We start from the raw sequence: 23,372 nt of genomic DNA, 5'->3' as shown, positions 1-23,372 counted from the left end.
ACATGCTCGCATCTCCCGTCCTGATCATGGGCGCCCGTTCCGATATCGGTCGCGCACTCGCCAAGGCCTATGCCGCCCAGGGCTGCGAGGTCATTCTGGCCGCACGCGGTGACGTCAGCGCCGATGCGACCGATCTGGGCTTACGCTCGGGCGCAAAGGTACGCGCGGTCAGCGTCGATATCATCGACGGTCAGCCAGACGCCTTTTTCGATTCGCTGGGCGTGGTGCCGGGCACGGTGGTGATGGTCGCCGGATTGCTCGGCGACCAGGTCGAATCGGCTGCCGATGACGCCGCCGCGCAAAAGGTGATGGACAGCAACTATAACGGTCCCTCGCGGTACCTGCTCGCCGCCGCGCGCCGCATGGGGAAGGTGCCCGATGCCTGCATCATCGGCATCAGCTCGGTCGCGGGTGACCGGGGGCGCGCATCGAACTTCGTCTACGGATCGGCCAAGGCGGGCTTCACCGCGTTCCTTTCGGGCCTGCGCAATGCGCACGCCAAGACCGGCCTGCACGTGATGACGGTCAAGCCCGGCTTCGTTCGCACCCAGATGACCGCAGGCATGAAGCTCTCGCCGGTGATGACCGCCGAACCCGAGCAGGTCGCCAGCGCGATCATCAAGGCGCAGGGCAAGAAATCCGACGTCATCTACACGCTAGGCCGCTGGCGGTTGGTGATGGCGGTCGTTCGCGCCATTCCCGAGCCGATCTTCAAGAAGCTCTCGCTCTGAGCGAGCCTGCACGCCCCTAAACGCTTGTCGGTTTCATGGCCAGCCCGCGGCAATTTAGGAGTATTCCAATGCCAGGACAGCATCGTCGCTTCAGGCCTTGAGTAAATTTTCCTCATCCTATGCGCTACACACCCTATTGTAATGAATAGCGTTCACATGTTGGATCAGATCTTGGGTGGCATGGCTATGCAATAGTCCAGACTAGTATTTTTTGCGGTTGAGCAATGGGATGCTTCTGGCCTATCTCGACATTTCCCCATATCAGGGTGAAAATTTTGCACGTGCACGCAGATGCATGACCAGATCGCAGGGAGATGTTGCAGTGTCGGTGAGCAAACGCGAGGTCGTACTCGACCCCAAAGCTAAACCATCACAGGACCGCGCGCGCGCGACCTACGAGCTTATCATCGAAACGACGGGCGAGCTATTGGCTGAGATCGGCTTCGAAAGACTGTCCACCAACATGATCGCCGAGCGGGCAGGCCTCACGCCGCCCGCGTTATACCGCTATTTCCCCAACAAATATGCGGTATTACGTGAAATGGGACGACGTCTTTTGAGTGCCGAGGCTGCCGTCATTCAAAAATCGATGCTGAGTGACCATTACCCCATTGGAGGAGATCTGAAGGACGAGATCCAGCACAGGGCCAAGGTGATGCACGAGGTCCGAAAGGTTGTCGAAGCCAGGCCCGGTGGCGCGTGGATCTACCGCGCCATGCGCGCCGTTCCGGTTTTGCGCGACGTGCACTGCGAAGCGGTTCGCATCGCTGCTGATGCCGCGTTGCAACGCATGGTCAAGGATTACCCCAAGGTAGACCCTCGCCGTGTACGCGCCGCCAGCCTGATGTCCGCCGTGGTCATCGGCGCGGTCAACGAGCTGATCCATGACGAACCGGAACTGGCAGAGCTGCTGACCCTGGAGGCATCGACCATGGTCACGCTCTATGCACGCGATGTAGCATTATCGCGCGCGCCCACGGCGCATGCGGCCAATGATCCGGAAGTACACGCCACACAGAACCTCTGACAGACCAACGCTTTTTTGAGTAGCGATCGCTACCCTGAATGGGGTGCCAATAGCTATCAATTCGAAGGCAACTGAAGCGCAGTTTCTCCCGATCTGATAGCGTGTGCTGGCGCCCGCAGAAGTCGGTGGGCGCGTGCGCCAGGCATCCGGAAGGGTTATCAGCTTTCTCCAGACGCCTCACTCTGCGCCCGGTGTCGTTGCCCTTGGGTACAGATCAAGACAGAACCGCCGCATTTCTTGCAGCAGTGCTCATGCAATTGCGTGATGCCGATCGATGGGTGCCGTCCTAAGCCTGATAGCTGTGCATGCGCATTTCCCATTGATGTTCGGCATGAGCTTTCTGGGCAGTGACCGCATGTCCAATGCTCCATAGCCCTTCATCTTACCGCAAAGCCCCCAAGCTGCCTCGTGCAAGGCTTTGGTTGGCAGAGGTCGGCGTTGCCTCTTGGCCTTTGCTGCAACGCTGCCTGCGCCGCCTTTCTTCCTCTGGGCGTACCGCCCATTCCTCGCGAAACAAGAAAGGCGTCTGGCCTTGCGTCCTTCACTGACGTTTCGGCCCTTAGGGTGCAACAGGTCCAAGCCCCTGCCCTCCTTTCGCCATCGAGGCTGCGATGGGCGCGGCCTGGAGCAAACTGAAGGAATGAATCATGGCGGTAATCGGAACTTTCACCAGCAACGGCAACGAATTCAAAGGCGAAATCGCGACGTTGGCTCTTCACCTGAAAAACGTCCGAATCATCCCGGAAGACAGCTCGAACCAGAATGGTCCCACGCACCGGGTCTTCTGCGGCCAGACGGAGATCGGTGCGGCATGGACAAAGCAGTCGAACGAAGGCCGGGCCTATCTGTCGGTTAAGCTCGATGACCCCAGTTTCCTGGCACCTGTTTTTGCAAACCTTTTCGAAGGCGATGACGCAAAATCTCACTCGCTGATCTGGTCCCGCGTTCGCCGTTCCAGTCAGGGCTGACGACATCGATCGGTTCCCACCCGGCGAACACCGGTTGGGAGCCGGTCAATGGCGGCGAAAGGCAACAGGGCCACGTTTGCCTCAGACTTATACCCAATAGGGTACGACACTCGTGCCAGGAACTGCACTTCTGGTCATCGCCACCCTGACCCCATCATACGTAGATGGAAAACGACAGCACAAGATTGGCTATTGAGGCGTCGGCTTACGCCGCGCATGACTTTGCCGATTTTGCTCAGGAGTTTTTGCGACGCAACACAGACTACCGCGCTGAGTTTGATCGAACAGCCAAAACCAAAGCCCCGACCGAGACTGCAACGAGGGAGGGCCTGGCCGGGCGATGGGGGCTTTCCTGGCCCTTTCGACCCTCGTGCATCGCCGCGACACGCGCCCGCATTATGGCTACCCAGCTGGTCGCCGCAAGTGATCAGGCTCCAGACGGCGCAAACAGACATTGTAAATTTAGCACCCTCAGGATTTTGCGTGGCGACTGACCATGTGTCCGGCCGATTTCACCATCTGGTCCTGACCCGCAAAGAGCAGCGGCTGCGACTGAGCGTCTGTTTCACGCAAGACAGCGCTTCCGAAATCATTATTCTTGCCAACGATCGCCTGCTGGGGATCCGTACCCGTGCCGCTGCGGCTTATGCCAACGCATGCCAACACCTCGACGCGCGCCACGCTGCACTGTTTGCCCCTGGTGAATACCAGCGTGCCTACCTCATTCGCCTGCTCCTGATCGAGGACGCTCTGGCTGCCGGGGCAACGAGCAGAGACATCGCTTATCGAATCGTGTTTCCGCGCCATCACCCCCTATCTGGGGCCACTTGGAAGGGTTCGTCCGAGCACAGACACTGCTGGCGCCTGATCAGCAAGGCCAGGGCGCTGAAAAATGGCGGCTATCGCCACCTCCTTTGCCGCTGTTGAATCCAACGCACACGGGGTGACCATCTGCCCTGCCTGCTGGATGTCACTCCCTTCGCACTTTGACCATGCGCCATGGATGGAAATCACCTGCGGTCGTTCGCCGTTGGTTTCTGTCATGACCGGAGCATAGCCATGAATGCCGTTCCAACACCTGTCATTGCCCGCTTTCTCAGAACGCCCGACGCCGCCGTTCATCTCGGCTTGTCCGCGCGCACCCTCGAAAAACATCGCTGCTATGGCACAGGCCCGGTTTATCGCAAACTTGGCGGACGAATTGTCTATGCCATCAGCGACCTTGATGCGTGGGCCGAAAAGGGTCTTCGCCATTCGACAAGCGATCCCGGCAAGGGCACGGTAAACCCAGCCAAACGAGTAGATGGCTATACACCGCCGGTTCGGCGTTGACCGCAATCTCCACCTGTCTCCAGGCGATGCAGCCAACACCTGATCCGGCAGGCTCTGCCAGGGTGCCAGCTCCACTGTGAACATGGTCATATCCGCCTGAAATCGCCGCTCTGTGCCGGCACGCCTTCTGCGCGCCCACGAGCCTGCAGCCATGAGGGATACACCGTCATGCAACATGAACCATCGCCGGACGGCTGTGCGCAGGGGGTGCAGGGAGCATCGCATTTGCAACCGGATGACGTGACGGTCGATGCGGGCACCTCCACCTTTTTGGGGATCCAACTTCATAGCGGTCGCAATTCACGAGAACTGTGGATCCGCTTTGGCAGGCCGGCCTTCAGGATCCGCAATCGCACCGAGCCCCTCACCGAATGCTATGCTCCTGGGCAAATCCTGGGCTTTGCGCAGTCGATGACAAAAGCACTGGGAAGCGCACCTCCCAACTTCAATGTCGTGCAGGCGTGCCACGCCGGTGCAACAGGTTCTGCGCTTGCCGACCTGCAGTCAGCGGCCGTTATTCTGCTGTCGGTCTCAGGCTGGAGAAGGGTCCGCCATGTCTTGGGTCTGATCGATGCGCTCGAAGCACTTGGCATCGATCCATGCGATCTTTCGTCTGACTTCTGGGGCGAAATCGACAGATTGATCCCCAAGGCAGGTCCACATAACTCGAAAGATCCGGCTGCATGACACGCATCGCGTCCATTGCAGCTGTAACCGCCTGCGTTCTGGTAATGGCTTCCCTTGCACTGCCGGAGCGCAAACTTTTGATCTGGAATGTGACTGCGTCTGTTCCCACCGGGCTGTACAGGCTGCATCATGGCAAACGCATAGTGGTCGGCGACTACATCGCCATCGCTCCGCCACCCGCGATGCGCAGATGGCTGTCACAGCGTGGCTATCTGCCCAACGGTTTGCCGCTGCTCAAGCGCGTGGCCGCAGTTCAAGGCCAGCAGATCTGTCGTTTCCGTCATGGCATCACGCTCGATAACAAACTGGTAGCGCTTGCTCGCTCGCGTGACCGGCTGGGTCGTTCGCTTCCAGTTTGGAGTGGTTGCCGGACGCTTCGCAAGAACGAGTTCTTTGCCCTCAATCCAGACCGGGCCGACAGTCTCGACGGTCGGTACTTCGGTGCGCTCCCAGGCGAAGCCATTCTCGGTCGCGCGGTCCCGATATGGACGCAGAAACACGCTCCAATAGCAGCTGCCCCTGCCGATCAAATGGGCAGAAACGGCTGGATGATCCCGACGGAGGATTGAAAGATGACCCTGGCAAAGTGGCTTGGCAGCATGACTCTGGCACTACTAGCAACAGCACCGGTTGCCCTGTCAGCAGAATCTGCTCTGCCTTCCGGCCAGGCGATCGTTGTCGATATTGATGCTCATGTGCGGGAGGCCTCGCTGGCTTTCGGTCTACCTGAGCAATGGTTGCACGCAGTCATTAGACGAGAAAGCGCAGGAAAAGTAACAGCCGTTTCGTCTGCCGGTGCGATGGGCCTGATGCAGGTCATGCCTGCAACGTGGGAGAGGCAGCGCAGGCGATTTGCGCTGGGCAACGACCCCTTCAATCCACGCGACAACATACTGGCGGGGGCGTCTTACCTGCGAGAAATGTTTGATCTCTTCGGACCCGATGGCTTTCTTGCAGCGTATAATGCCGGTCCGGGGCGGTACCGCCAATGGCGCGACAAAGGTCGACCATTGCCTGCAGAAACACGCGCCTATGTCGCTGTAATAACCGCTGAACTGGAGCGCTCTGGAAGCATCCCCTTCAAGCCGATCGGGCCTCAGTTGGCTCAGAACTGGACCAGTTCCATGCTTTTTCCAACGCGTCCGTTCGCAGGGGCCAAAACCGACGAAAGACCTCCGGCTATGCAGAACAGCCGTCAAATACCAGCCCCGCTGCAACCGACCGACAGGCTATTTGCAATCACTCGCACCGAAATTGCACGTTGATGCGGCGACCGGTGCACTATCGTACAACAGCGGCCCGTAGCAAGGCGTGGAGCTGGATGGAGCTAAGTTCGGAAAAACAGCGGAAGGTATGGCGAGATAAAAGAGGAGACGTCACTCAGCCGGTAAGTCATCGTCTTGACTTGAAAATATGCGACGTCGCAATCGCGCCTGGGCTGTCGCCTTTGCCTGTAACCGTCGGTAAACGGCTCTCCTGGACGCCGTCGAGCCTAATAGAATGACAAGCAGGGAAAACGAGTTCGACATCGAAATGCAGCCAGGTCGTGACCGGCACAAACTGCCGTCATCGATCGCCGGCTCGCTCGTGGTGCAGGTTCTCAAAGCCTCGAAGCGCGCGGGCGCATCGCCTGTTGCGTCCAAGCAGAGCCGGGCATCAGGAACTGGACGCCATGGTCGTGGCCGCGACATGGCTCTAAGAGCCCAAAGGTCCCCAGAAAGCAGAAGGGTGGTCATAAAGGCTCGTGTAGTAAGGCATTCAGGCGGCAGGCTCGCAACTGCGCCGATCGCGCGCCATATCGCTTACCTGCAACGAGACGGCGTGACCCGAGACAAGCAGCGCGGTGAGCTCTTTGACGCGGAACATGATCATTCAGATGGCGACAGCTTTGCAGCGCGTTGTGACCGTGACCGCCATCATTTCCGATTCATTGTCTCGCCAGAGGACTCATATGACCTGTCAGATCTAAAGACGTTCACGCGAGAGTTGATGGACGATATGGCCAAGGACATGGCAAGCCGCCTAGATTGGGTCGCCGCAGAGCATTGGAACACCGACAATCCGCACATCCATATACTCGTTCGCGGGAAGACATTTTCCGGTGAGGATCTCGTCATTGATCGAGATTACATTCGACACGGGCTACGTCATCGGGCTGAGGAACGGGTGACGGTTGAACTTGGAATACGAAACGAGAGGGAACTTCACGCTGCAACCCAGCGCGAAGTCTCGGCTGAACGCTGGACTGGCCTCGACAGTGAGCTTGCGCAAATCCAGGAACACATCGGGATTATTGACCTTCGCCACGACCCGAAGTCCGATCTACGGCATCAGGCCATGCTGGTGGGCAGAGCCAACACACTGGCACGTTTGGGCCTAGCAAACGAGCTCGATCCTGGCCGATGGGTCATAAGCGACAACGCCGAGCAAACCTTGCGGGCCATTGAAATGCGCGGTGACATCATCAAAACCATGCACAGGGCTATGACACATCCGCAGCTTGGGGAGTTTTCGACCCTGCACGCTCACCATGAGCCTCCCAAACAGTTGGTTATTGGCCGACTGTTGCGCCACCGGTCCCTCCCGGATGCCACTGGCGGATCATCTGTTCTCATCGAGGGGTTGGATGGCAACAACCACCACCTGACCTTACAAACCAGCGATCCGGTCGGCGGCTGGAGGGTGGGCGCCATAGTCCAGGTCGAGTCATCAAAGGATGGGATCGCACAGCCTAGGCTTACAACGCTGTCTGAAATGCCGCTTGCACAGCAGGTGACTGCCAACGGGCTGACATGGCTTGACCAGCAGCTCGTCTCTACGGAACCAAAAATCCTGGGCGGCGCCTTTGGGCAAGACGTGCAGAATGCGCTGACAGACCGGGCTGCGCACCTCATAGGACAAGGCTTGGCGTCCAGGTGCAATGGCCAGATTGTGGTGATCACTGGGCTCTTGGATGAACTCAGGCAAAGGGACATTGGACAGGCCACGGAAACCATCAAGAAATTCACGGGTCTTGAGGCGCTCCCGAGCCGCTTAGGCGACCATATAGCCGGCATTTATCGTGAACAGGTTCAGCTAAATTCCGGTCGTTTTGCCATGGTCGAGAATGGCTTGGGCTTTCAGCTAGTGCCCTGGGAACCGGCACTCGAACGACGATTGGGTCAGTCCGTCTCCGGGATCGTGAATGACAAGGGGTTTGTCGATTGGGATTTCGACCGTTCACGGTCGCTGGGACTTTAATCAATGTCAGTGGTCCCGGCAAATTACCCTGATCTCCAGTCGGACTGGCTTTTCGACATGGCGCGGTGATCTCATGTGTCCATCTGCACAGGCATTATGTGTCTGCTGCACGACCTGAAGCCAGCGTTTAAATGGCTGCTCCCTTTGCCAAGAAGGCCCGCTGCTAGCAGGAAACGGGCCCCCTTGGCTGGGTGTCTTGCCGCCTAAACAGAGACAAGAATCGCCCTGAACGAGCAGGGTAGACGGTGCAATCGGACAATTTTCCGGTCAAGACCTATACAGGCAAACCGTGCCTGCAACCGCTCAGATGCGCACCGCGGCCCCCTCTAGTGTATACGTCAGTGGCCAATGCCAATTGGCAACACAGGAACGATCCAATCGTAAAAAATCCTTCAGGATCTCAGAAACTCTTTCCAGATTTCAGAAAAATCTCAGCGCCTGCATAAAATTCCGTTCCGAAATTTTTTTTGCGAATAGTCCAGCGCCCAAGTCGGAACGCAGGAAAATTCTGTTATTTCCAGTTCGGCGATTTTTTCAATCTCAAATGTTCTGGCACCTATAAACAAACTGCTTTGGTGAAATTCCCTATACTCTTCACCCACCATGCACACACGAGATTTATCTGAGACGTACAGAGCCAGAGGTGCGATGATGCGCCAGTGCTCGCCATCAAGCCGGGCTGCATCCTGGTATTTGATCCTCACTGCAACGGCCGCGGCGATCGCCTCGCAGATGCGCGCTTCTAAATCGTCAAACCGGCCCACAGATTTTTCCATGCCTGCAACCTTAGACGCGTCGTGGGACCAGGTCCTGCTTTTGCTCAGCATGCCCTCACTGCCTGGCGTGCTTGATCCCAACATAGACTTTCCCATTTCAATTCCGTGCCCTCTTGCCTGCGCCCGATACCCTGTGTGAATCAGCACTGCCGACAGGCCTCGACCCTAAACGCGTTTTTCGTCAAGGCATATCCAGCAAAATCCACAGAGGCTTCGCCTTGCCGTCAATTTTTGCTGTCACAGATCGCTGCCGCCGTTCAAACTTCACTGCGGCATGGCATCACTGTCGGCCTTGAGGGCGGCTAGAAGCCAAAAATCGATAGGCGTCATCAAGGTTGTTCCGGCTGACGCTGCCGCAACAGTACCGGAATGGCTAAAGACTGCCATCCGCTTGGCGGCAGACACTGCTGAAGATCAAAGGCATCGGTACGCAAATTGGCTGGGGGACCAAAATCGGCAATTCCCGTTCTGCCCGCACTCATTCCAGCACCATCAACGGCCATGCTGAGCTCGAAAGTGCTGCTCCCTTTTCCAATCGCAGCTCCAAAAACAGCATGCACATGCATGGCTATCGGGAAATTTCGCACATGATGGCTTTTTGTTCGCTGGCCTACGCCTCGGCGCTGAGCCTGCTTGAACTTGCGCTCGCGATCTTTTGCATTTGCAAAAGAGGAGCGCCGAAAAATGTCTGGAAGCCGAATTTTATGGGGGCAGATCCTTGCTGTCTTCTGCACTGTGCTGGCAGGAGTCTGGGGGGCGACGCAGTGGACGGCCTCAGCGCTAGGATATCAGCCCGAACTGGGGAAGCCGGTCGGAGAAATCCTAGGATGGCCTGTTTATCCACCGCTTGCCATATTTTGGTGGTGGTTCAGTTTCGAGGCATATGCCCCTTCCATCTTCGATACCGCAGGCGCAATCGCTGCCAGCAGCGCGGGCGCAGCAGTTGTCGTTGCAGTTGCCATGTCGCTATGGCGTGCGCGTGATCTCAAGCGCGCAGAAACTTACGGATCTGCGCGCTGGGCGACCAAACGAGAGATTACAGCAGCTCATTTGCTTGATGACCGCGGAACGATCCTGGGCCGGTTTGGAAGGGACTATCTGCGCCACGACGGACCTGAGCATGTCCTGTGCTTTGCTCCTACACGCAGTGGCAAGGGTGTCGGTCTGGTCGTGCCGACTTTGCTGACTTGGCCTGCTTCAGCCATCGTGCATGACATCAAGGGCGAAAACTGGAACCTCACGGCAGGCTACCGTTCAAAATTTGGCAGGGTGCTCCTGTTTGATCCGACAAACGCTGCATCGTCCGCCTTCAACCCGTTGCTTGAAGTGCGCCGGGGTATCGCCGAAGTTCGCGACGTCCAGAACATCGCAGATGTGCTCGTTGACCCGGAAGGCTCTCTCGAACGACGCAATCACTGGGAAAAAACAAGCCATTCGTTGCTTGTAGGTACCATCCTCCACGTCCTTTATGTTGAAAAGGACAAGACATTGGCTGGCGTTGCGGCGTTCCTGTCCGATCCGGAGCGCTCCTTCCGTGCAACGCTCAATGTCATGATGGCAACGCGTCACTTAGGCGATGCAGGCGTTCACCCCGTCATTGCCAGCGCGGCTCGGGAATTGCTCAACAAATCCGACAACGAATGCTCAGGTGTACTCTCAACCGCAATGTCGTTTTTGGGACTTTACCGGGACCCGATCATCGCAAAAGTGACGCAACAATGCGACTGGCGGATAGCCGACCTCGTGTCTGCGGAACGCCCAACAACGCTATATCTCGTCGTTCCACCTTCGGACATCAGCCGCACCAAGCCGCTGATCCGTCTCATTCTTAATCAGGTCGGGAGACGACTGACAGAGGAACTCGATCCCAAAGGCACAAAACAGCGACTGCTGCTGATGCTGGATGAATTTCCGGCACTCGGCCGCCTCGATTTTTTCGAAAGTGCCCTCGCCTTCATGGCAGGCTACGGCCTGAAGGCATTCTTGATCGCACAATCGCTCAACCAGATTGAAAAGGCCTATGGCCAAAATAATGCCATTCTCGACAACTGCCATGTGCGCGTTTGCTTTGCGACCAATGACGAACGGACCGCTAAACGTGTGTCGGACTCGCTGGGAACCGCGACCGAACTTCGAACCATGAAGAATTACGCTGGGCACCGGCTTGCACCCTGGCTCGGTCACCTGATGGTATCACGCACCGACACGGCCCGAGCCCTGCTCACCCCTGGCGAAATCATGCAGCTACCCGAGGACGACGAAATCATCATGGTTGCAGGCCTGCAACCTGTCCGCGCCAGAAAAGCCCGCTACTACCGTGATGAAAAGCTCCATTCCCGAGTTGTTGCGCCTCCGCAAGAAGCGAAGGCCGAACATCATACGGGGGCCGGTCACGACTGGCTGACAGCAAGAAGCGATTGTCAAACCGCTCCAACCGAACCTGCCAGCCAGGGTTCCTTGTGCGAAGCAAAGCCTGATACCAACCCAGAGCGAAAGCTGGATCGCAACGACGAAGGCGGGCATCAGCACGAACTGCCTTTGGCCGAGCCAGCCCAACGACAACCAACGCCCGAGCAGCAGGAATTCGAGCATGCCAACGCCGCAGCATTGCCAATAGACCCAAGGATGACGTCGCGGCAGTTTGTGCAGCAGACCCTTCCCTTCCGACAGGCGGCCATGAACCCAGGTGATGGGATCGACCTGTGAAGCGCACCCGCCATACGATCCGCCTTCGCCCGGAGCTTGCTCGCGAGCTTGCCGAATTTGCCGCCCGAAAGCGTGTGTCGCAAGCCGCTATTGTAGAGGCTGCTCTATCCGCGTTCCTGTCGCCCGAGGGCCCTGAACGGCTCGAGGCCGCATTCAGCCGCAGGCTAGACAGGATATCAAAACAGATCGACAAACTTGGCTATCATGTCGAGGTCGGTAATGAGTCGCTGGCAGTGTTCGTGCTGACCTGGCTCACATCCAACCCGCCGCTTCCTCCTGAGCAGCGACCGGCAGCCCAAGCACAAGCGAAGAAGCGGTTTGAAGCATTCATCGATGCCGTCGCAAGGCGGATGGAAAGCGACCAGCGTCCAACACAATGATAAAGGCGCCCCTCGGTTAGCTTTGTGAATTTCTCGCCAACGCTTGGCGCGCATCAAAGCGACGGTTCGTGCGACTCGGACTCTCGGCTGCATTTTTGCAATCCGGAATTGTGTTGAGACAAGCCACGCTCTTGGCGTGTTCCGCACACGCTCCTGCGCCCATTTTGTCCGTCTTTTCGCTAGGCTGCACCGCTGACATTTTACTGTTGCCCGACCGTCAGAACCGGCCCTCCTAATGTGCCTCGACGATCTGCCAGCCCGGCAGACCACCATTTTCGAGGCTCTGATGAGCGTGATTTCGATCCTTTCAGTTTCCGGTGAGCGAGGGGCCCGCATGCTCCGGACTGCGCTCGGACAGCAAATCGGCGCTTGGCTCGATGACCCCGGGATAACCGAGATTATGCTCAACCCCGATGGTCGCCTGTGGATCGATCGCTTTGACGGCGGGCTTTCAGACACCGGTGTTTCCATGAGTGCCGAAACAGGCGAGCGGATCATCCGGCTCGTAGCGCATCACTCTGGTGACGAAGTTCACGCATCCTCGCCACGCGTGTCAGCAGAACTGCCAGTGACAGGCGAACGGTTTGAAGGGTTGCTACCGCCGGTTGTTGCTGCGGCGAGCTTTGCCATCCGGAAGCCTGCTGCGCGCGTCTTCGGCCTCCAAGACTATGCCGAAGCCGGCATCATGTCACATGAAACTGCCGCCAAACTTGCCGAGTGCGTGGCGCTGCGCGAGAACATTCTGGTCGCTGGCGGCACATCATCCGGCAAGACCACGCTCGCAAACGCGCTGCTCGCCGAGATCGCCAAGACACAGCACAGGGTCATACTCATCGAGGACACCCGCGAACTGCAATGTGCCGCGCCCAATATGGTCGCAATGCGCTCCCGCCCTGAAGTTGCATCGCTACGCGACCTTATACGTTCAGCGCTCAGGCTGAGACCCGACAGAATCCCGATTGGCGAAGTTCGCGGGGCTGAAGCTCTCGATCTGCTGAAAGCCTGGGGCACAGGACACCCAGGCGGCATCGGGACCATCCATGCAGGGTCTGCAGCAGGGGCATTGTACCGGTTGGAACAACTGGTTCAGGAAAGTGTCGTGACCGTCCCTAGGCGACTGGTTGCCGAAACCATCAACATCATTGCCGTTCTGACCCGGGAAAGCTCCGGGCGCAGGCTGACAGAACTCGTGGCAGTCCAAGGACTGGACCAAGCCGGAGATTACCGCCTGATTTCGCTTTTGCCTTCAACCCACGGAGAATGACCATGACATCTGCTGATCTACCCGCCCGCCGCAGGACCACCGTCTACCTGTCGGCAACTGCCTGTGCGTTGCTGGTGATCTTGCCCGCACGAGCAGCAGGGTCATCCATGCCATGGGAAGCTCCACTCCAGGCCATTCTTGAATCGATCCAAGGACCTGTCGCCAAGATCATCGCGGTCATGATCATCATTGCAACGGGTCTTGCGTTGGCGTTCGGGGACACGTCGGGTGGTGCCCGCAGAATGATCCAGATCGTGTTCGGGCTTTCGATTGCCTTTGCCGCATCTTCCTTCTTCCTCTCCTTCTTTTCCTTCGGCGGCGGAGCGTTGGTGTGATGACGGAGCTGTCGCCCGGAATGCCGGCTCTGTTTGCGGCGCCTGTACATCGCGCTCTGAGCGAGACGATGCTGCTGGGTGGAGCGCCCAGGGGGCTTGCCATCGCCAATGCGACCGTGGCTGGCGCGATCGGTCTGGGTCTGCGCCTTTGGATAGCAGGCCTGATCTTTCTGGCGCTTGGCCACCTGGCGTCTGTCTGGGCAGCGCGGCACGACCCTCAGTTTGTCGATGTCGCCAGACGCCATGTTCGTTTCCCTGCTTATTTTGGAGTCTGACCACGATGATGTCGCTGCGCGAATATCGCCACAAGGCTTCTCGGCTCGCAGATTTTCTCCCATGGGCTGCCCTGATTGCACCAGGTGTGGTGCTCAACAAGGACGGAAGCCTTCAGCGATCCGCTCGCTTCAGGGGCCCCGATCTCGACAGCGCAACCCCTGCGGAGCTGATTGCTGCGTCAGGCCGTATGAACAGCGCACTCAGGCGGCTTGGATCAGGCTGGACGCTGTTTGTCGAGGCAGTGCGAAGTCCAGCTCTCGACTATCCGCAAGGAACATTTCCGGATCCCGCATCCGCACTGATCGATCAGGAACGCGCTGCACAGTTTGCCGAACAGGGATCCCACTTCGAAAGTCGCTACTATCTCACCTTTGTCTGGATGCCGCCAGCGGAGGACGCAGCGCGTGCCGAAGGCTGGCTGTACGAGAACAAAAGCCGTAGTGGCTATGACCCACGCCAAATGCTGGCGCTCTTCATTGACCGTACCTGCCGGCTCCTCAATCTCATCGAAGGCACGATGGCTGAAGCCGCCTGGCTCGATGACGGTGAGACGCTGACATATCTCCACAACTGTGTGTCCACACGACGACACAATGTCCGCGTTCCCGAAACACCAATGTATCTGGACGGGCTCCTGGCAGACTTACCGCTGATCGGGGGCCTCGAGCCGAAGCTGGGACAGGACTATCTGAGGACAGCTACGGTCAACGGATTTCCCAGCGCCACCTTCCCGGGAATTCTCGAGGAACTCAACGCCCTGTCCTTCGAATATCGCTGGTCAACGCGGGCCATCATGCTCGACAAGACCGATGCGGGCAGGGTGATTGGCAAGATCCGGCGCCAATGGTTCGCCAAACGCAAGTCGCTCGCTGCCATGCTCAAGGAGATCATGACAAACGAGCCTGCGGTCCTGCTGGACAGCGATGCGTCCAACAAGGCTGACGACGCCGATCTGGCGCTGCAGGAACTGGGCGCCGACATAAACGGCATGGCCTATGTTACGGCCAGCATCACGGTCTGGGACGAGGATCCCTTGCTTGCGGCCGAAAAGCTCCGGCAGGTCGAGAAGGTCATTCAAAGCCGCGACTTCACGCTGGTGATGGAAACCACAAACGCGGTCGAGGCCTGGCTTGGATCGGTCCCCGGACATCTCTACGCCAATGTCCGCCAGCCTCTGATCAGCACACTGAACCTTGCCCACATCATCCCCGCAGCTGCAGTGTGGGCAGGGCCCGAGCAAGACAAACATCTGGATGCGCCAGCGCTGTTGCACGCCCGAACCCAGGGATCGACACCGTTTCGCCTTTCGCTGCATGTTGGTGATGTAGGTCACACCTTGGTGGTCGGTCCGACAGGTGCCGGAAAGTCAGTTTTGCTCGCATTAATGGCACTCCAGTTTCGCCGTTATGCCGGAGCACAAATCTTCGCCTTCGATTTTGGCGGCTCCATCAGGGCTGCGACTTTGGCCTGCGGCGGAGACTGGAACATTCTCGACTCCGGTGATGCGACCGTCCCTCCCGACGTTCAGCTGCAGCCGCTGGCACGCGTCGATGATCTCGGCGAACGGTCATGGGCGGCAGAATGGCTGCACGCCGTGTTGTTGGGCCAGGATTTCAACCTTGATCCTTCGACGAAGGATTATCTCTGGTCAGCGCTGACGTCTCTGGGATCAGCACCCGTTGCCGAGCGCACGCTCACCGGGCTCAATGTGTTGCTGCAGTCCAACAAGCTCAAACAGGCCCTTTCCCCATTCTGCATCGGCGGTCCTTTTGGTCATCTGCTCGACAGCGAGGGCGAAAGGCTGGGAGATAGCCGCTTCCAGACCTACGAGATCGAGGGCCTCGCCCATTCACCCGCCGCACCTGCGGTTCTGATGTACCTGTTCCACCGGATCGAGAGTCGGCTTGACGGATCCCCCACCTTGATTGTGATCGATGAAGGCTGGCTTGTACTCGACAGCCCGGAATTTTCGGCCAGGCTGCGCGAATGGCTCAAGACGCTGCGCAAGAAGAACGCCAGCGTGGTTTTTGCCACCCAAAGCCTTGCCGATGTCGAGGTGTCGCCGATTGCGTCAGCGATCATCGAAAGCTGTCCCACCCGCATTTTCCTTCCCAACGAGAGGGCGTGCGAGCTCCAGATCCTCGCGATCTACCGCCGTTTCGGCCTCAATGACCGCCAGATAGAGTTGATCGCGCAAGCGATGCCCAAGCGCGATTATTATTGCCAGTCAGCACCCGGCAACAGGCTGTTCGAACTCGGGCTCAACGAGGTCGCACTCGCCTTCTGTGCCGCATCTTCCAAAACCGACCAGCAGGCTATCACCCGGATCTGCGCTGCCCATGGCAAACGGAATTTTGCGCGCCGCTGGCTCCTCCACCGGGGGCTGGGATGGGCGGCAGACCTCCTTCCGGAAGATAGGGTCACCTGATGCCCGCCAGAACCCGGCAGAACCTAAAGCCAAGGAGCAGTGACATGCAGATGCCAGTATCGACCCCGAAAAAGCGCCGACCGAATTGGTTGAGCCTTGTTCTTACAATCTCCGCAACGAGCCTTTGCACCGCGCTGCCGGCTCAAGCCCAGTTCGGCTTGGGCGGGATTGTCTATGACCCCACCAATTATGCGCAAAACGTCCTGACAGCTGCACGGACACTGGAGCAAATCAACAACCAGATACGCATGCTGCAAAACCAGGCAACGCAACTGCTGAACGAGGCCCGCAATCTTGAAGGGCTCCCGCTCAGCGTCCTTGAACCCCTGCAGCAGCAGATGCGCCAGACACAACAGCTGCTTGCCCGCGCCAAGGGAATAGCACTTGATGTACAGTCCATCGAACAGGGTTTCGGCAAGACCTATCGGGACATCGATCTGACCGAAAACCAACGCCAGATGGTGGGCCGTGCCCAGCAGCGCTGGCAGGACAGTGTGTCGGCATTCGAGGACGCACTGAAGGTTCAGGCGGGCGCGGTTGGCAACATCGAAGGCTCACGAGAAGCGATCAATTCGCTGCTGTCTGCCAGCCAGTCGTCCACCGGAGCACTGCAGGCAGCGCAGGCTGGCAATCAGCTTCTCGCCGTGCAGGCCCAGCAGCTTTCGGATCTGATCGCGACTTTTTCCGCGATGGGCAGGGCCCAATCGTTGGAGGCGGCAAACAACGCTGCAGCCAAGGCACAAGCGCGTGAACAGCTTCGCCGCTTCCTGACCCCTGGCAGAGGATATGTGCCACTGCGCCAGGCACAAGCAAAGGACTGAGCATCATGGGCGGCACAGGAGTAGTCGACCGGTTCCTCGACGTCTTTTCACGTTATATCGATTCCGGGTTCGGACTCGTCGCTGGCGAAGTTTCATTTATCGCAACGACACTGATCGTGATCGATGTGACCCTTGCCGCGCTGTTCTGGGCTTGGGGAGAGGCAGACGATGTGCTGGCCCGCTTGGTGAAGAAAACCCTCTTTGTCGGCATTTTTGCATATATCGTCGGCAACTGGGCCATGCTCGCAAGGATCGTCTTTGACAGCTTTGCCGGGCTTGGACTGAAAGCCAGTGGCACGGGCTTCAGCGCCGCAGAACTGCTGCAGCCTGGCAGGGTTGCTCAGGTCGGACTCGATGCTGCACGGCCCATGATCGATGCGATCGCGGACCTGCTGGGATTTGTCAGCTTTTTCGAGAACTTCCTGCAAATCGTGATTTTGCTGGCAGCGTGGGCCCTGGTCGTCACAGCCTTCTTCATCCTTTCGATCCAGCTGTTTGTCACCCTGATCGAATTCAAACTGACCACGCTGGCAGGCTTTGTGCTGATTCCGTTTGGCTTGTTCGGCAAGACCGCCTTCATGGCCGAGCGTGTCCTTGGCAATGTCGTCTCCAGCGGCATCAAGGTTCTCGTGCTCGCGGTGATCGTCGGCATTGGCTCGACGCTTTTCGCCCAGTTCATCAGTGCGATTCCACAAGAACCCACGATTGAAGACGCGCTGTCGATCGTATTGGCAAGCCTGACGCTGATGGCGCTCGGCATATTCGGACCCAGCATTGCCAATGGCATAGTTGCAGGCGGGCCGCAGCTAGGCGCCGGAGCTGCTGCGGGAACAGCATTGCTTGCAGGCGGTGCAGCAACGGCAGGGGCCAGCGGCGCTAGGCTTGTTGCAGGCGCAGCAGTGTCGACGGCCAGCATGGCTGCGCTGACCGCGTCAAGGGCATCTGGTGGTGCCGTAACCGCCTATGCGATGGGTTCGGCAGGCCAAACGGGGCCTCGAGCCGTGGGTGCTGGCGTCAAGGCCGTCGGGCAAGCGGCTGGCGGGACTGCTATGTCGCCTCTGCGCAACGCTGGCAAATCGCTCAAGCATGCGTTCCGCGAGGGCGGACGCGCTGCCATCGTCAATGCCGGCGGAACCATCAAGCCCGGAGCCCCAGACATGGCAGCAGCCACAATGCACGGTGACAGCCGAGCTCCGGCATGGGCCACATCCATGCGGCAACGCCAGACCATCACACATGGCGCAACGATCGCGGCGCACACGCTCAAGTCAGGCGATAGCGGCGGACTAGGAGCTTCCATCGACCTCTCACAGAAGGATTGACCATGTTTAGACGCGCATCCATCCGCTATGCCAAGACACCCGCAGCAGAAACCCCCTATCAGCGCGCCCAACAGCTTTGGGACGATCGGATCGGATCGGCACGGGTGCAAGCGCGCAACTGGCGATACGCCTGCTTCAGCGCGCTTGGTCTTTCCTGTGTCCTGGCAGGCGGCATCATCTGGCAAGGTGCGCGCGGCACCATCGTTCCATGGGTGGTTCAAGTCGACAAGCTTGGAGAGGCGCAAGCCGTGGCCCGGGCCGACATCGGCTATATCCCCTCGGACCCGCAGATCGCGTTCCATCTGGCGCGCTTCGTCGAACACGTGCGGAGCCTGCCTACCGATCCCGTGATTGTCCGACAGAACTGGCTCAGGGCGTACGACTTCGTCACCGACCAGGGCGCGCTCACGCTCAATGATCACGCCAGAACCCAGGATCCCTTTACCAGGATAGGGCGCGAACAAGTCGCGGTCGACGTGACAAGCGTCATTCGTGCTTCGCCTTCCAGCTTCCGCATTGCCTGGGCCGAACGCAAGTACCGCGACGGCAACCTTGCGGAAACCAGCAACTGGAGCGCCATCGTGACGGTGGTGATCCAGACTCCGACCAGGCCAGACACGCTGCGCAAGAACCCGCTGGGAATTTTCATCCATGCCATCAACTGGTCAAAGGAGCTTGCATCATGAACCGCGCACATATCCGCAAACTCTTGTTTGCTCCCTTCCTCCTGCATGCGTCGGGGTTCAATGCCGGTCCTGCTTTGGCCGATATCGGCCCTGGCGGATCAGGCGCGCTTCCCACTCGATGGAACCCTGCCGATTCGGCTGCAAGCCGGATCCATTCGCAGCGCGTGCCTCCCGCAGCTGCGAGCCGCTCCCGCCCGTCCCAGAGTCACCCCGCTCCGGTCGACAGGGTGGGGGCGGCTAATGACGCTGCCCGGATAGAGCCGGATCGCGCAGGCTTTGCAAACGCCATCCAGCGCTTTCCGTTCTCAGAAGGATCGCTCTACCAGGTTTACGCAAAACCGGGTCAGGTCACTGACATCGCCTTGCAACCCGGAGAGAGTCTGGTGGGCCCGGGTCCTGTGGCTGCAGGCGACACAGTGCGCTGGCTGATCGGTGATACCGTCAGCGGCACTGGCGCTGCCCAGCAAGTGCATATCCTGGTTAAGCCGACGCGCAGCGACATTACCACAAATCTGGTCATCAACACGGACCGTCGCACCTATCATGTCGAGCTACGGGCCAATGCCACCGTCTACATGGCATCGGTTTCGTGGAGTTATCCGCAAGACGATCTCATCGCGCTGCGCCAAGCGCAGGTTGCCGCTGTGAATGCCGCGCCAATTGCAGCAGGGCTCGACATTGCCAGTCTCGATTTCGATTATGTCATTACCGGCGACAAGCCCGGTTGGAGACCGGTCCGCGCCTTTGACGACGGAATCCGTGTCTATGTCGAGTTTCCGAACAACGCCCGCACCGAACTGCCTCCGCTGTTTGCGCTCGGCCCCTCGGGCGACGCCGAGCTCGTGAATTACCGGGTTGCTGGCCGTTACATGATTGTCGATCGCTTGTTCGCGGCAGCCGAGCTCAGGCTGGGAGGGCGCAAGCGTCAGGACAAAGTCCGTATTGTTGCCCGCCGAAGGAAAGCATCATGAACGAAGCGCAATCGGCCAATACGGACGCGGCCGACGAAAAGCCGGAAAAGGTGAGCAAGCCTGGCACCATAGAGCCGGACAGTGTCATCAGGTTGCGCGACGACCCACCGCGCGTCATGCGCCTGTCGCGCAAGGCCATCGCATCTGCCGCTGCCGTCAGCGGCTGCATCCTGGCGGGCGCACTGATCTATGCCCTGCTGCCCGAAGCCGAAAAACCGGCCACAGAGTTGTTCAACATCGGAGGTGTTGCAGTTCCTGAGGCCTTCACAAGTGGCCGTGGCGACTACACGCATGTTCCCAAACTTGGTCCGCCGCTTCCCGGCGACCTGGGCAAGCCCATCCTTGATGCGAGCACTCGCCCACAGATCGCAAGCCTGCCGCCGCCTGCAAACCCGATACCGCCAGTCCTGGCGCAGCCTGCCAGTTTGCCGGAACGACGCGACAACATCGGCGAGGAACGCGACGCTGCCCGAGCAAGCCGCCTGTTCTTTGAAGGTCGCGGGGATGCACCCGAGAGGCAGCCGGAGCTGCAGGATCTGGCCAGTCCCGCCTTGCCGACCTCGCAGGCAGAAGACCAGACGCAAAGACTTCACACCAGACAGCCGCAGAACCTGCAGGCCCCCCAAGCAGCACGTGTACTGCATGCAGGCTCTGTCATTGCAGCCGCCCTGATCACTGGAATCAAGTCGGATATCCCTGGCCTGGTGACAGCACAGGTCACCGAGAACGTTTACGACAGCATCAGCGGCAAGACACTTCTGATACCGCAGGGAACACGGCTGATCGGCGAGTACAGCTCCAGTGTCAGCTTTGGCCAGAATCGGATCCAGCTTGCCTGGACCCGTCTGATCATGCCTGATGGACGTTCGGTCACGCTCGACCTGCAACCGGCAGCGGATGTATCAGGGTATTCTGGGCTGGCAGACAAGACTGACTATCATTGGGCAGGTGTCTTCAGGGCAGCTTTGGTCTCGACCTTGCTGGGTGCCGGCGCAGAATTTGGCGTCGGCAGCGACGACAATCTGGTTCGAGCATTTCGGCGCGGATCGCAGGACAGCCTCAACAGAGCAGGCGAACAGATCGTCGCGCGCGAACTCAACGTGCGGCCGACCCTGACCATTCGGCCAGGGTCTCCGGTCCGGGTCATGGTGACCCGCGACCTTGTTATAGGAGACGCGCAATGACGAGGCTTTCGCTTGCCGACATCGCTGATGAAAAGCCTGTCCGGCTGAACATCGAAATCCCTGCCAGGCTCCACCGCGAACTGCTGGATTATTGCGCAGCGCTTGGCGCGGGCCAGACCGCAGGGTTGCCGCCGCCAGAACGCGTTGTCCCTGTAATGATCGAGAGGTTCATCGCGACAGACCGATCCTATTCCCGGCAAAAAAAGCAGCGCAGATCCGTGGCGATCGACAAAAGTTGTTGAGTACGGAAGAGAATACAGGTCGGATTTTATCAACAGCTGCAGCGTCGGCCGATGCCCGAGCCATCATCGGCCTGGGAGCCCAGAGCGGCAAATGCCTCCCAAATATGGGCAAGAAGACAGGATGCTTCTCCATTACGTCCAGCAAGGCGCGGTCCGCCTGCCAAGCCCACGCACGCCGGCGGCGCCACGCTCAAAGGTCCCCGAAGCCGCAGTGGGAAATGGATCTACCATCTGCCCAGGGTGCCTTATGATGACGTCACACGCCCCGAGGAAATCTCCTGCAGCGAAGTTGCAGCACAGGCAGCAGGCGATCATCAAGTGGTGAAAGAAGGCAGCGCGTGGGCCATCATCCCGCAAAACCGGCGGAAAACCGGATTGCTGTTATCCCGATGCCAGTGGAGGACATAACAGAGACTCGCCTCAGCACCATCTTCCTCGATCGCCCGCAGCGACAGCCCCGGCACAGGCTTACCAAATGCGCTGACGCCTTCAATGAACACGGCGCTGCCCAATGCGATGAGCCGGCAAATCGTCTCGTTGCTCGCATCCTGCACGGTGATCCGTGGAGGATCTTGAGACCCTGCAAACTGTTTCCGGATCAGATCAACCAAGACCGGACCTGCGCACGTGCCAGCCACCAAAAGGTGCTCGTTTGCCAGATCAGACCAGCGCAGGACCGACAGGTCAGCCAAGCGATGACCGTCAGCGAAACACGCCCGCAAGGGCTCCGTCCATACAGGCAGGCAGGCCAGGCTGTTACCGCCCCGGCCTGCAGGAACGATGACGGCATCAACCTTCCGGCAGGCCAGGGCGTCAAGCAAGCCATCGGGGTCCTGCTCCACCCCATCGAACCGGACACCAGGATAATCTCGCAGAAACGCATACAGGTGGGCGCCCATGTGGCTGCGAAAGAGCTGCCCACTGTAGCCAAGCGCCAGACGCGGACCATTCGCATTGCGCAGGGCGCGCGCGCGCAGTTCGAGCTGGGCTGCCTGATCGACGAGTTGACGGGCTTCCTCGAGGAAGGCACGCGCGTTGGCCGTGGGTCTTGCGCCTCGTGTGGTCCTGTCAAATAACCGGAAGCCAAGCTGGTCCTCGAGCCGCATCACCTTTCGGCTGAGCGTGGACTGTTTCATCTGGAACTGGCTGGCTGCGCGGGCAAAGCTGCGTTGATCGACAGCGGCAAGAACATAGAGAAGCTGACGCAGCTCAAGCATGCCGGCCAGACAGCGCCAGGCGAGCCCGCAGCGTGCATGACCCGAAGCAAGGCATCGGGCGAGAAAAGCCACTAGGGCACATTTTTGCGGAAGACCAAGCCATCGGGACAATGATTCCACGCAACCGCGATCATGGCAAAACCCAGGAGGGAAACAGCCATGTCGATATCCATACGGATCAGGCCGCCAACGCCTGCACGCAAGGGCCGCAGAGCCCGCTACCACGGGCAATCGGCGGCCGCCTGGCATAGACCCCGCACGCACGCAGCCCGACACGATCGCTGGCAAAGGTGCGACATTCTGCCGATGGCACGCCGACCCTTTGCCTGGGCCACGCATAGGACGCCGTTTTCACGCCGGGTTTTGGCGAATCATACAGGATTGTCACGGTCTGCCATGAGCCAATGCCAATACAACGAAGTTGGCATGGTAGTGGCGGAGGATGCTCAGGTTCCTGCGCAGTGTGCGCCAAATTTTGGCGGATACCGTTCATCTGTCTTCGGGACCCGATCCTGCCCACAGCATTTTTTTGGTGTACCGACGAGATGCTTCGCAGGGCGCACACGGTTCGGTATGGAGATTGGGCCGGGTGCCGTGAAACAGGTTTCGATGCTGGAAGCCGGGGGAGATGTGCGGTTCTGCCGCACATGTCGGCAGCGCATCCTAAGCAACTAGCGGGCCTCAGTGTACACGAGGTTCCAACACCCGGCCCCTCTTCCCTCGCGCGGTTCCGGTTGCGCGCGATCACGGTTCAGGCGATTCTCCTGCGTGTTGTCGGT

Annotated in this window: 25 protein-coding genes; 22 read left to right on the top strand and 3 right to left on the bottom strand. The window is 59.0% G+C overall.

Going from position 1 to position 23,372, the window contains the following annotated elements:
- The first annotated feature begins 2 nt into the window (after positions 1-2).
- From D618_RS0106900 to D618_RS0106865, 10 genes are all read left to right on the top strand, one after another.
- The gene (locus D618_RS0106900) at positions 3-731 is read left to right on the top strand and encodes an SDR family oxidoreductase (protein ID WP_017670771.1); all 729 of its coding nucleotides are present in this window, start codon (positions 3-5) and stop codon (positions 729-731) included.
- A gap of 295 nt (positions 732-1,026) precedes the next feature.
- Entirely contained in the window at positions 1,027-1,758 is a 732-nt protein-coding gene (locus D618_RS17965) for a TetR/AcrR family transcriptional regulator (RefSeq protein WP_193746691.1), read from the top strand.
- A 647-nt stretch (positions 1,759-2,405) separates the two neighbouring features.
- On the top strand, positions 2,406-2,726 hold the full coding sequence (locus D618_RS0106890) for a DUF736 domain-containing protein (RefSeq protein ID WP_017670769.1): 321 nt from the start codon (positions 2,406-2,408) through the stop codon (positions 2,724-2,726).
- A 164-nt stretch (positions 2,727-2,890) separates the two neighbouring features.
- Positions 2,891-3,220, top strand: a complete 330-nt coding sequence (locus D618_RS20020; RefSeq protein WP_238550607.1) for a DUF6499 domain-containing protein — start codon at positions 2,891-2,893, stop codon at positions 3,218-3,220.
- A complete protein-coding gene (locus D618_RS19850) occupies positions 3,210-3,653 on the top strand; it encodes a DUF2285 domain-containing protein (RefSeq protein ID WP_193746690.1) in 444 nt (147 codons plus the stop codon). Before D618_RS20020 ends, D618_RS19850 begins: the two co-directional genes overlap by 11 nt.
- Positions 3,654-3,785: 132 nt before the next feature.
- Positions 3,786-4,058: a helix-turn-helix domain-containing protein gene (locus D618_RS19325; protein WP_081590452.1), complete on the top strand. Its 273-nt coding sequence runs from the start codon at positions 3,786-3,788 to the stop codon at positions 4,056-4,058.
- A gap of 168 nt (positions 4,059-4,226) precedes the next feature.
- Positions 4,227-4,745: a DUF2840 domain-containing protein gene (locus D618_RS0106875; RefSeq protein ID WP_017670766.1), complete on the top strand. Its 519-nt coding sequence runs from the start codon at positions 4,227-4,229 to the stop codon at positions 4,743-4,745.
- On the top strand, positions 4,742-5,314 hold the full coding sequence (locus D618_RS19320; RefSeq protein ID WP_081590451.1) for a S26 family signal peptidase: 573 nt from the start codon (positions 4,742-4,744) through the stop codon (positions 5,312-5,314). Before D618_RS0106875 ends, D618_RS19320 begins: the two co-directional genes overlap by 4 nt.
- A 3-nt stretch (positions 5,315-5,317) precedes the next feature.
- On the top strand, positions 5,318-6,010 hold the full coding sequence (locus D618_RS19315) for a lytic transglycosylase domain-containing protein (RefSeq protein WP_081590450.1): 693 nt from the start codon (positions 5,318-5,320) through the stop codon (positions 6,008-6,010).
- 235 nt (positions 6,011-6,245) lie between these two features.
- Complete coding sequence (locus tag D618_RS0106865) at positions 6,246-7,985, top strand: DUF3363 domain-containing protein (RefSeq protein WP_026091384.1); 1,740 nt, start codon at positions 6,246-6,248, stop codon at positions 7,983-7,985.
- Positions 7,986-8,416: 431 nt separating this feature from the next.
- Here the strand turns inward: D618_RS0106865 and D618_RS0106860 are convergent, their stop codons facing one another.
- Both D618_RS0106860 and D618_RS19845 read right to left on the bottom strand, forming a co-directional pair.
- Complete coding sequence (locus D618_RS0106860; RefSeq protein WP_152414580.1) at positions 8,417-8,761, bottom strand: hypothetical protein; 345 nt, start codon at positions 8,759-8,761, stop codon at positions 8,417-8,419.
- 329 nt (positions 8,762-9,090) lie between these two features.
- Positions 9,091-9,495 (bottom strand): hypothetical protein, encoded by a 405-nt coding sequence (locus D618_RS19845; protein WP_193746692.1) that lies wholly within the window; start codon positions 9,493-9,495, stop codon positions 9,091-9,093.
- Here D618_RS19845 and D618_RS19310 point away from each other — a divergent pair.
- The 12 genes from D618_RS19310 (at position 9,446) to D618_RS0106800 (ending at position 21,376) form a co-directional block, all read left to right on the top strand.
- Positions 9,446-11,467, top strand: a complete 2,022-nt coding sequence (locus tag D618_RS19310; protein WP_026091383.1) for a conjugal transfer protein TraG — start codon at positions 9,446-9,448, stop codon at positions 11,465-11,467. The genes D618_RS19845 and D618_RS19310 overlap by 50 nt on opposite strands.
- The gene (locus tag D618_RS0106850) at positions 11,464-11,847 is read left to right on the top strand and encodes a hypothetical protein (RefSeq protein WP_017670758.1); all 384 of its coding nucleotides are present in this window, start codon (positions 11,464-11,466) and stop codon (positions 11,845-11,847) included. Before D618_RS19310 ends, D618_RS0106850 begins: the two co-directional genes overlap by 4 nt.
- Positions 11,848-12,133: 286 nt before the next feature.
- Positions 12,134-13,111 (top strand): P-type conjugative transfer ATPase TrbB, encoded by a 978-nt coding sequence (trbB, locus tag D618_RS0106845; RefSeq protein WP_026091382.1) that lies wholly within the window; start codon positions 12,134-12,136, stop codon positions 13,109-13,111.
- A gap of 2 nt (positions 13,112-13,113) precedes the next feature.
- Positions 13,114-13,446, top strand: a complete 333-nt coding sequence (locus D618_RS0106840) for a TrbC/VirB2 family protein (RefSeq protein ID WP_040370351.1) — start codon at positions 13,114-13,116, stop codon at positions 13,444-13,446.
- Positions 13,446-13,721 (top strand): VirB3 family type IV secretion system protein, encoded by a 276-nt coding sequence (locus tag D618_RS0106835; RefSeq protein ID WP_017670755.1) that lies wholly within the window; start codon positions 13,446-13,448, stop codon positions 13,719-13,721. The genes D618_RS0106840 and D618_RS0106835 overlap by 1 nt, the downstream gene beginning before the upstream one ends.
- Positions 13,722-13,726: 5 nt before the next feature.
- Positions 13,727-16,150 (top strand): conjugal transfer protein TrbE, encoded by a 2,424-nt coding sequence (gene trbE / locus D618_RS0106830; protein WP_017670754.1) that lies wholly within the window; start codon positions 13,727-13,729, stop codon positions 16,148-16,150.
- Positions 16,151-16,194: 44 nt separating this feature from the next.
- A complete protein-coding gene (trbJ, locus tag D618_RS0106825; RefSeq protein ID WP_051041281.1) occupies positions 16,195-16,971 on the top strand; it encodes a P-type conjugative transfer protein TrbJ in 777 nt (258 codons plus the stop codon).
- 5 nt (positions 16,972-16,976) lie between these two features.
- On the top strand, positions 16,977-18,293 hold the full coding sequence (gene trbL / locus D618_RS0106820) for a P-type conjugative transfer protein TrbL (RefSeq protein WP_017670752.1): 1,317 nt from the start codon (positions 16,977-16,979) through the stop codon (positions 18,291-18,293).
- Positions 18,294-18,295: 2 nt separating this feature from the next.
- Positions 18,296-18,979 carry a conjugal transfer protein TrbF gene (gene trbF, locus D618_RS0106815; protein ID WP_017670751.1) on the top strand — a complete coding sequence of 228 codons (684 nt, stop codon included), beginning with the start codon at positions 18,296-18,298 and terminating at the stop codon, positions 18,977-18,979.
- Positions 18,976-19,950 carry a P-type conjugative transfer protein TrbG gene (trbG, locus tag D618_RS19305; protein ID WP_081590449.1) on the top strand — a complete coding sequence of 325 codons (975 nt, stop codon included), beginning with the start codon at positions 18,976-18,978 and terminating at the stop codon, positions 19,948-19,950. Before trbF ends, trbG begins: the two co-directional genes overlap by 4 nt.
- The gene (locus D618_RS0106805; RefSeq protein WP_017670749.1) at positions 19,947-21,134 is read left to right on the top strand and encodes a TrbI/VirB10 family protein; all 1,188 of its coding nucleotides are present in this window, start codon (positions 19,947-19,949) and stop codon (positions 21,132-21,134) included. The genes trbG and D618_RS0106805 overlap by 4 nt, the downstream gene beginning before the upstream one ends.
- On the top strand, positions 21,131-21,376 hold the full coding sequence (locus D618_RS0106800) for a DUF2274 domain-containing protein (RefSeq protein ID WP_017670748.1): 246 nt from the start codon (positions 21,131-21,133) through the stop codon (positions 21,374-21,376). Before D618_RS0106805 ends, D618_RS0106800 begins: the two co-directional genes overlap by 4 nt.
- A 314-nt stretch (positions 21,377-21,690) precedes the next feature.
- Here the strand turns inward: D618_RS0106800 and D618_RS0106795 are convergent, their stop codons facing one another.
- Positions 21,691-22,593 carry a LysR family transcriptional regulator gene (locus D618_RS0106795; protein WP_017670747.1) on the bottom strand — a complete coding sequence of 301 codons (903 nt, stop codon included), beginning with the start codon at positions 22,591-22,593 and terminating at the stop codon, positions 21,691-21,693.
- Positions 22,594-23,372 lie beyond the last annotated feature (779 nt).

The sequence above is a fragment of the Blastomonas sp. AAP53 genome (genome assembly GCF_000331245.1).
Lineage (GTDB): Bacteria > Pseudomonadota > Alphaproteobacteria > Sphingomonadales > Sphingomonadaceae > Blastomonas.
The sequence above is the reverse complement of the archived record's forward strand: the minus strand, read 5'-3'. Positions and strand labels throughout refer to the sequence as shown.

Coding starts and splice junctions, on each gene's coding strand:
- D618_RS0106900 (WP_017670771.1), top strand. CDS start 3: ATGCTCGCATCTCCCGTCCTGATCATGGGCGCCCGTTCCGATATCGGT.
- D618_RS17965 (WP_193746691.1), top strand. CDS start 1,027: ATGACCAGATCGCAGGGAGATGTTGCAGTGTCGGTGAGCAAACGCGAG.
- D618_RS0106890 (WP_017670769.1), top strand. CDS start 2,406: ATGGCGGTAATCGGAACTTTCACCAGCAACGGCAACGAATTCAAAGGC.
- D618_RS20020 (WP_238550607.1), top strand. CDS start 2,891: ATGGAAAACGACAGCACAAGATTGGCTATTGAGGCGTCGGCTTACGCC.
- D618_RS19325 (WP_081590452.1), top strand. CDS start 3,786: ATGAATGCCGTTCCAACACCTGTCATTGCCCGCTTTCTCAGAACGCCC.
- D618_RS0106875 (WP_017670766.1), top strand. CDS start 4,227: ATGCAACATGAACCATCGCCGGACGGCTGTGCGCAGGGGGTGCAGGGA.
- D618_RS19320 (WP_081590451.1), top strand. CDS start 4,742: ATGACACGCATCGCGTCCATTGCAGCTGTAACCGCCTGCGTTCTGGTA.
- D618_RS19315 (WP_081590450.1), top strand. CDS start 5,318: ATGACCCTGGCAAAGTGGCTTGGCAGCATGACTCTGGCACTACTAGCA.
- D618_RS0106865 (WP_026091384.1), top strand. CDS start 6,246: ATGACAAGCAGGGAAAACGAGTTCGACATCGAAATGCAGCCAGGTCGT.
- D618_RS0106860 (WP_152414580.1), bottom strand. CDS start 8,761: ATGGAAAAATCTGTGGGCCGGTTTGACGATTTAGAAGCGCGCATCTGC.
- D618_RS19310 (WP_026091383.1), top strand. CDS start 9,446: ATGTCTGGAAGCCGAATTTTATGGGGGCAGATCCTTGCTGTCTTCTGC.
- trbB (WP_026091382.1), top strand. CDS start 12,134: ATGAGCGTGATTTCGATCCTTTCAGTTTCCGGTGAGCGAGGGGCCCGC.
- D618_RS0106840 (WP_040370351.1), top strand. CDS start 13,114: ATGACATCTGCTGATCTACCCGCCCGCCGCAGGACCACCGTCTACCTG.
- D618_RS0106835 (WP_017670755.1), top strand. CDS start 13,446: ATGACGGAGCTGTCGCCCGGAATGCCGGCTCTGTTTGCGGCGCCTGTA.
- trbE (WP_017670754.1), top strand. CDS start 13,727: ATGATGTCGCTGCGCGAATATCGCCACAAGGCTTCTCGGCTCGCAGAT.
- trbJ (WP_051041281.1), top strand. CDS start 16,195: ATGCAGATGCCAGTATCGACCCCGAAAAAGCGCCGACCGAATTGGTTG.
- trbL (WP_017670752.1), top strand. CDS start 16,977: ATGGGCGGCACAGGAGTAGTCGACCGGTTCCTCGACGTCTTTTCACGT.
- trbF (WP_017670751.1), top strand. CDS start 18,296: ATGTTTAGACGCGCATCCATCCGCTATGCCAAGACACCCGCAGCAGAA.
- trbG (WP_081590449.1), top strand. CDS start 18,976: ATGAACCGCGCACATATCCGCAAACTCTTGTTTGCTCCCTTCCTCCTG.
- D618_RS0106805 (WP_017670749.1), top strand. CDS start 19,947: ATGAACGAAGCGCAATCGGCCAATACGGACGCGGCCGACGAAAAGCCG.
- D618_RS0106800 (WP_017670748.1), top strand. CDS start 21,131: ATGACGAGGCTTTCGCTTGCCGACATCGCTGATGAAAAGCCTGTCCGG.
- D618_RS0106795 (WP_017670747.1), bottom strand. CDS start 22,593: ATGCTTGAGCTGCGTCAGCTTCTCTATGTTCTTGCCGCTGTCGATCAA.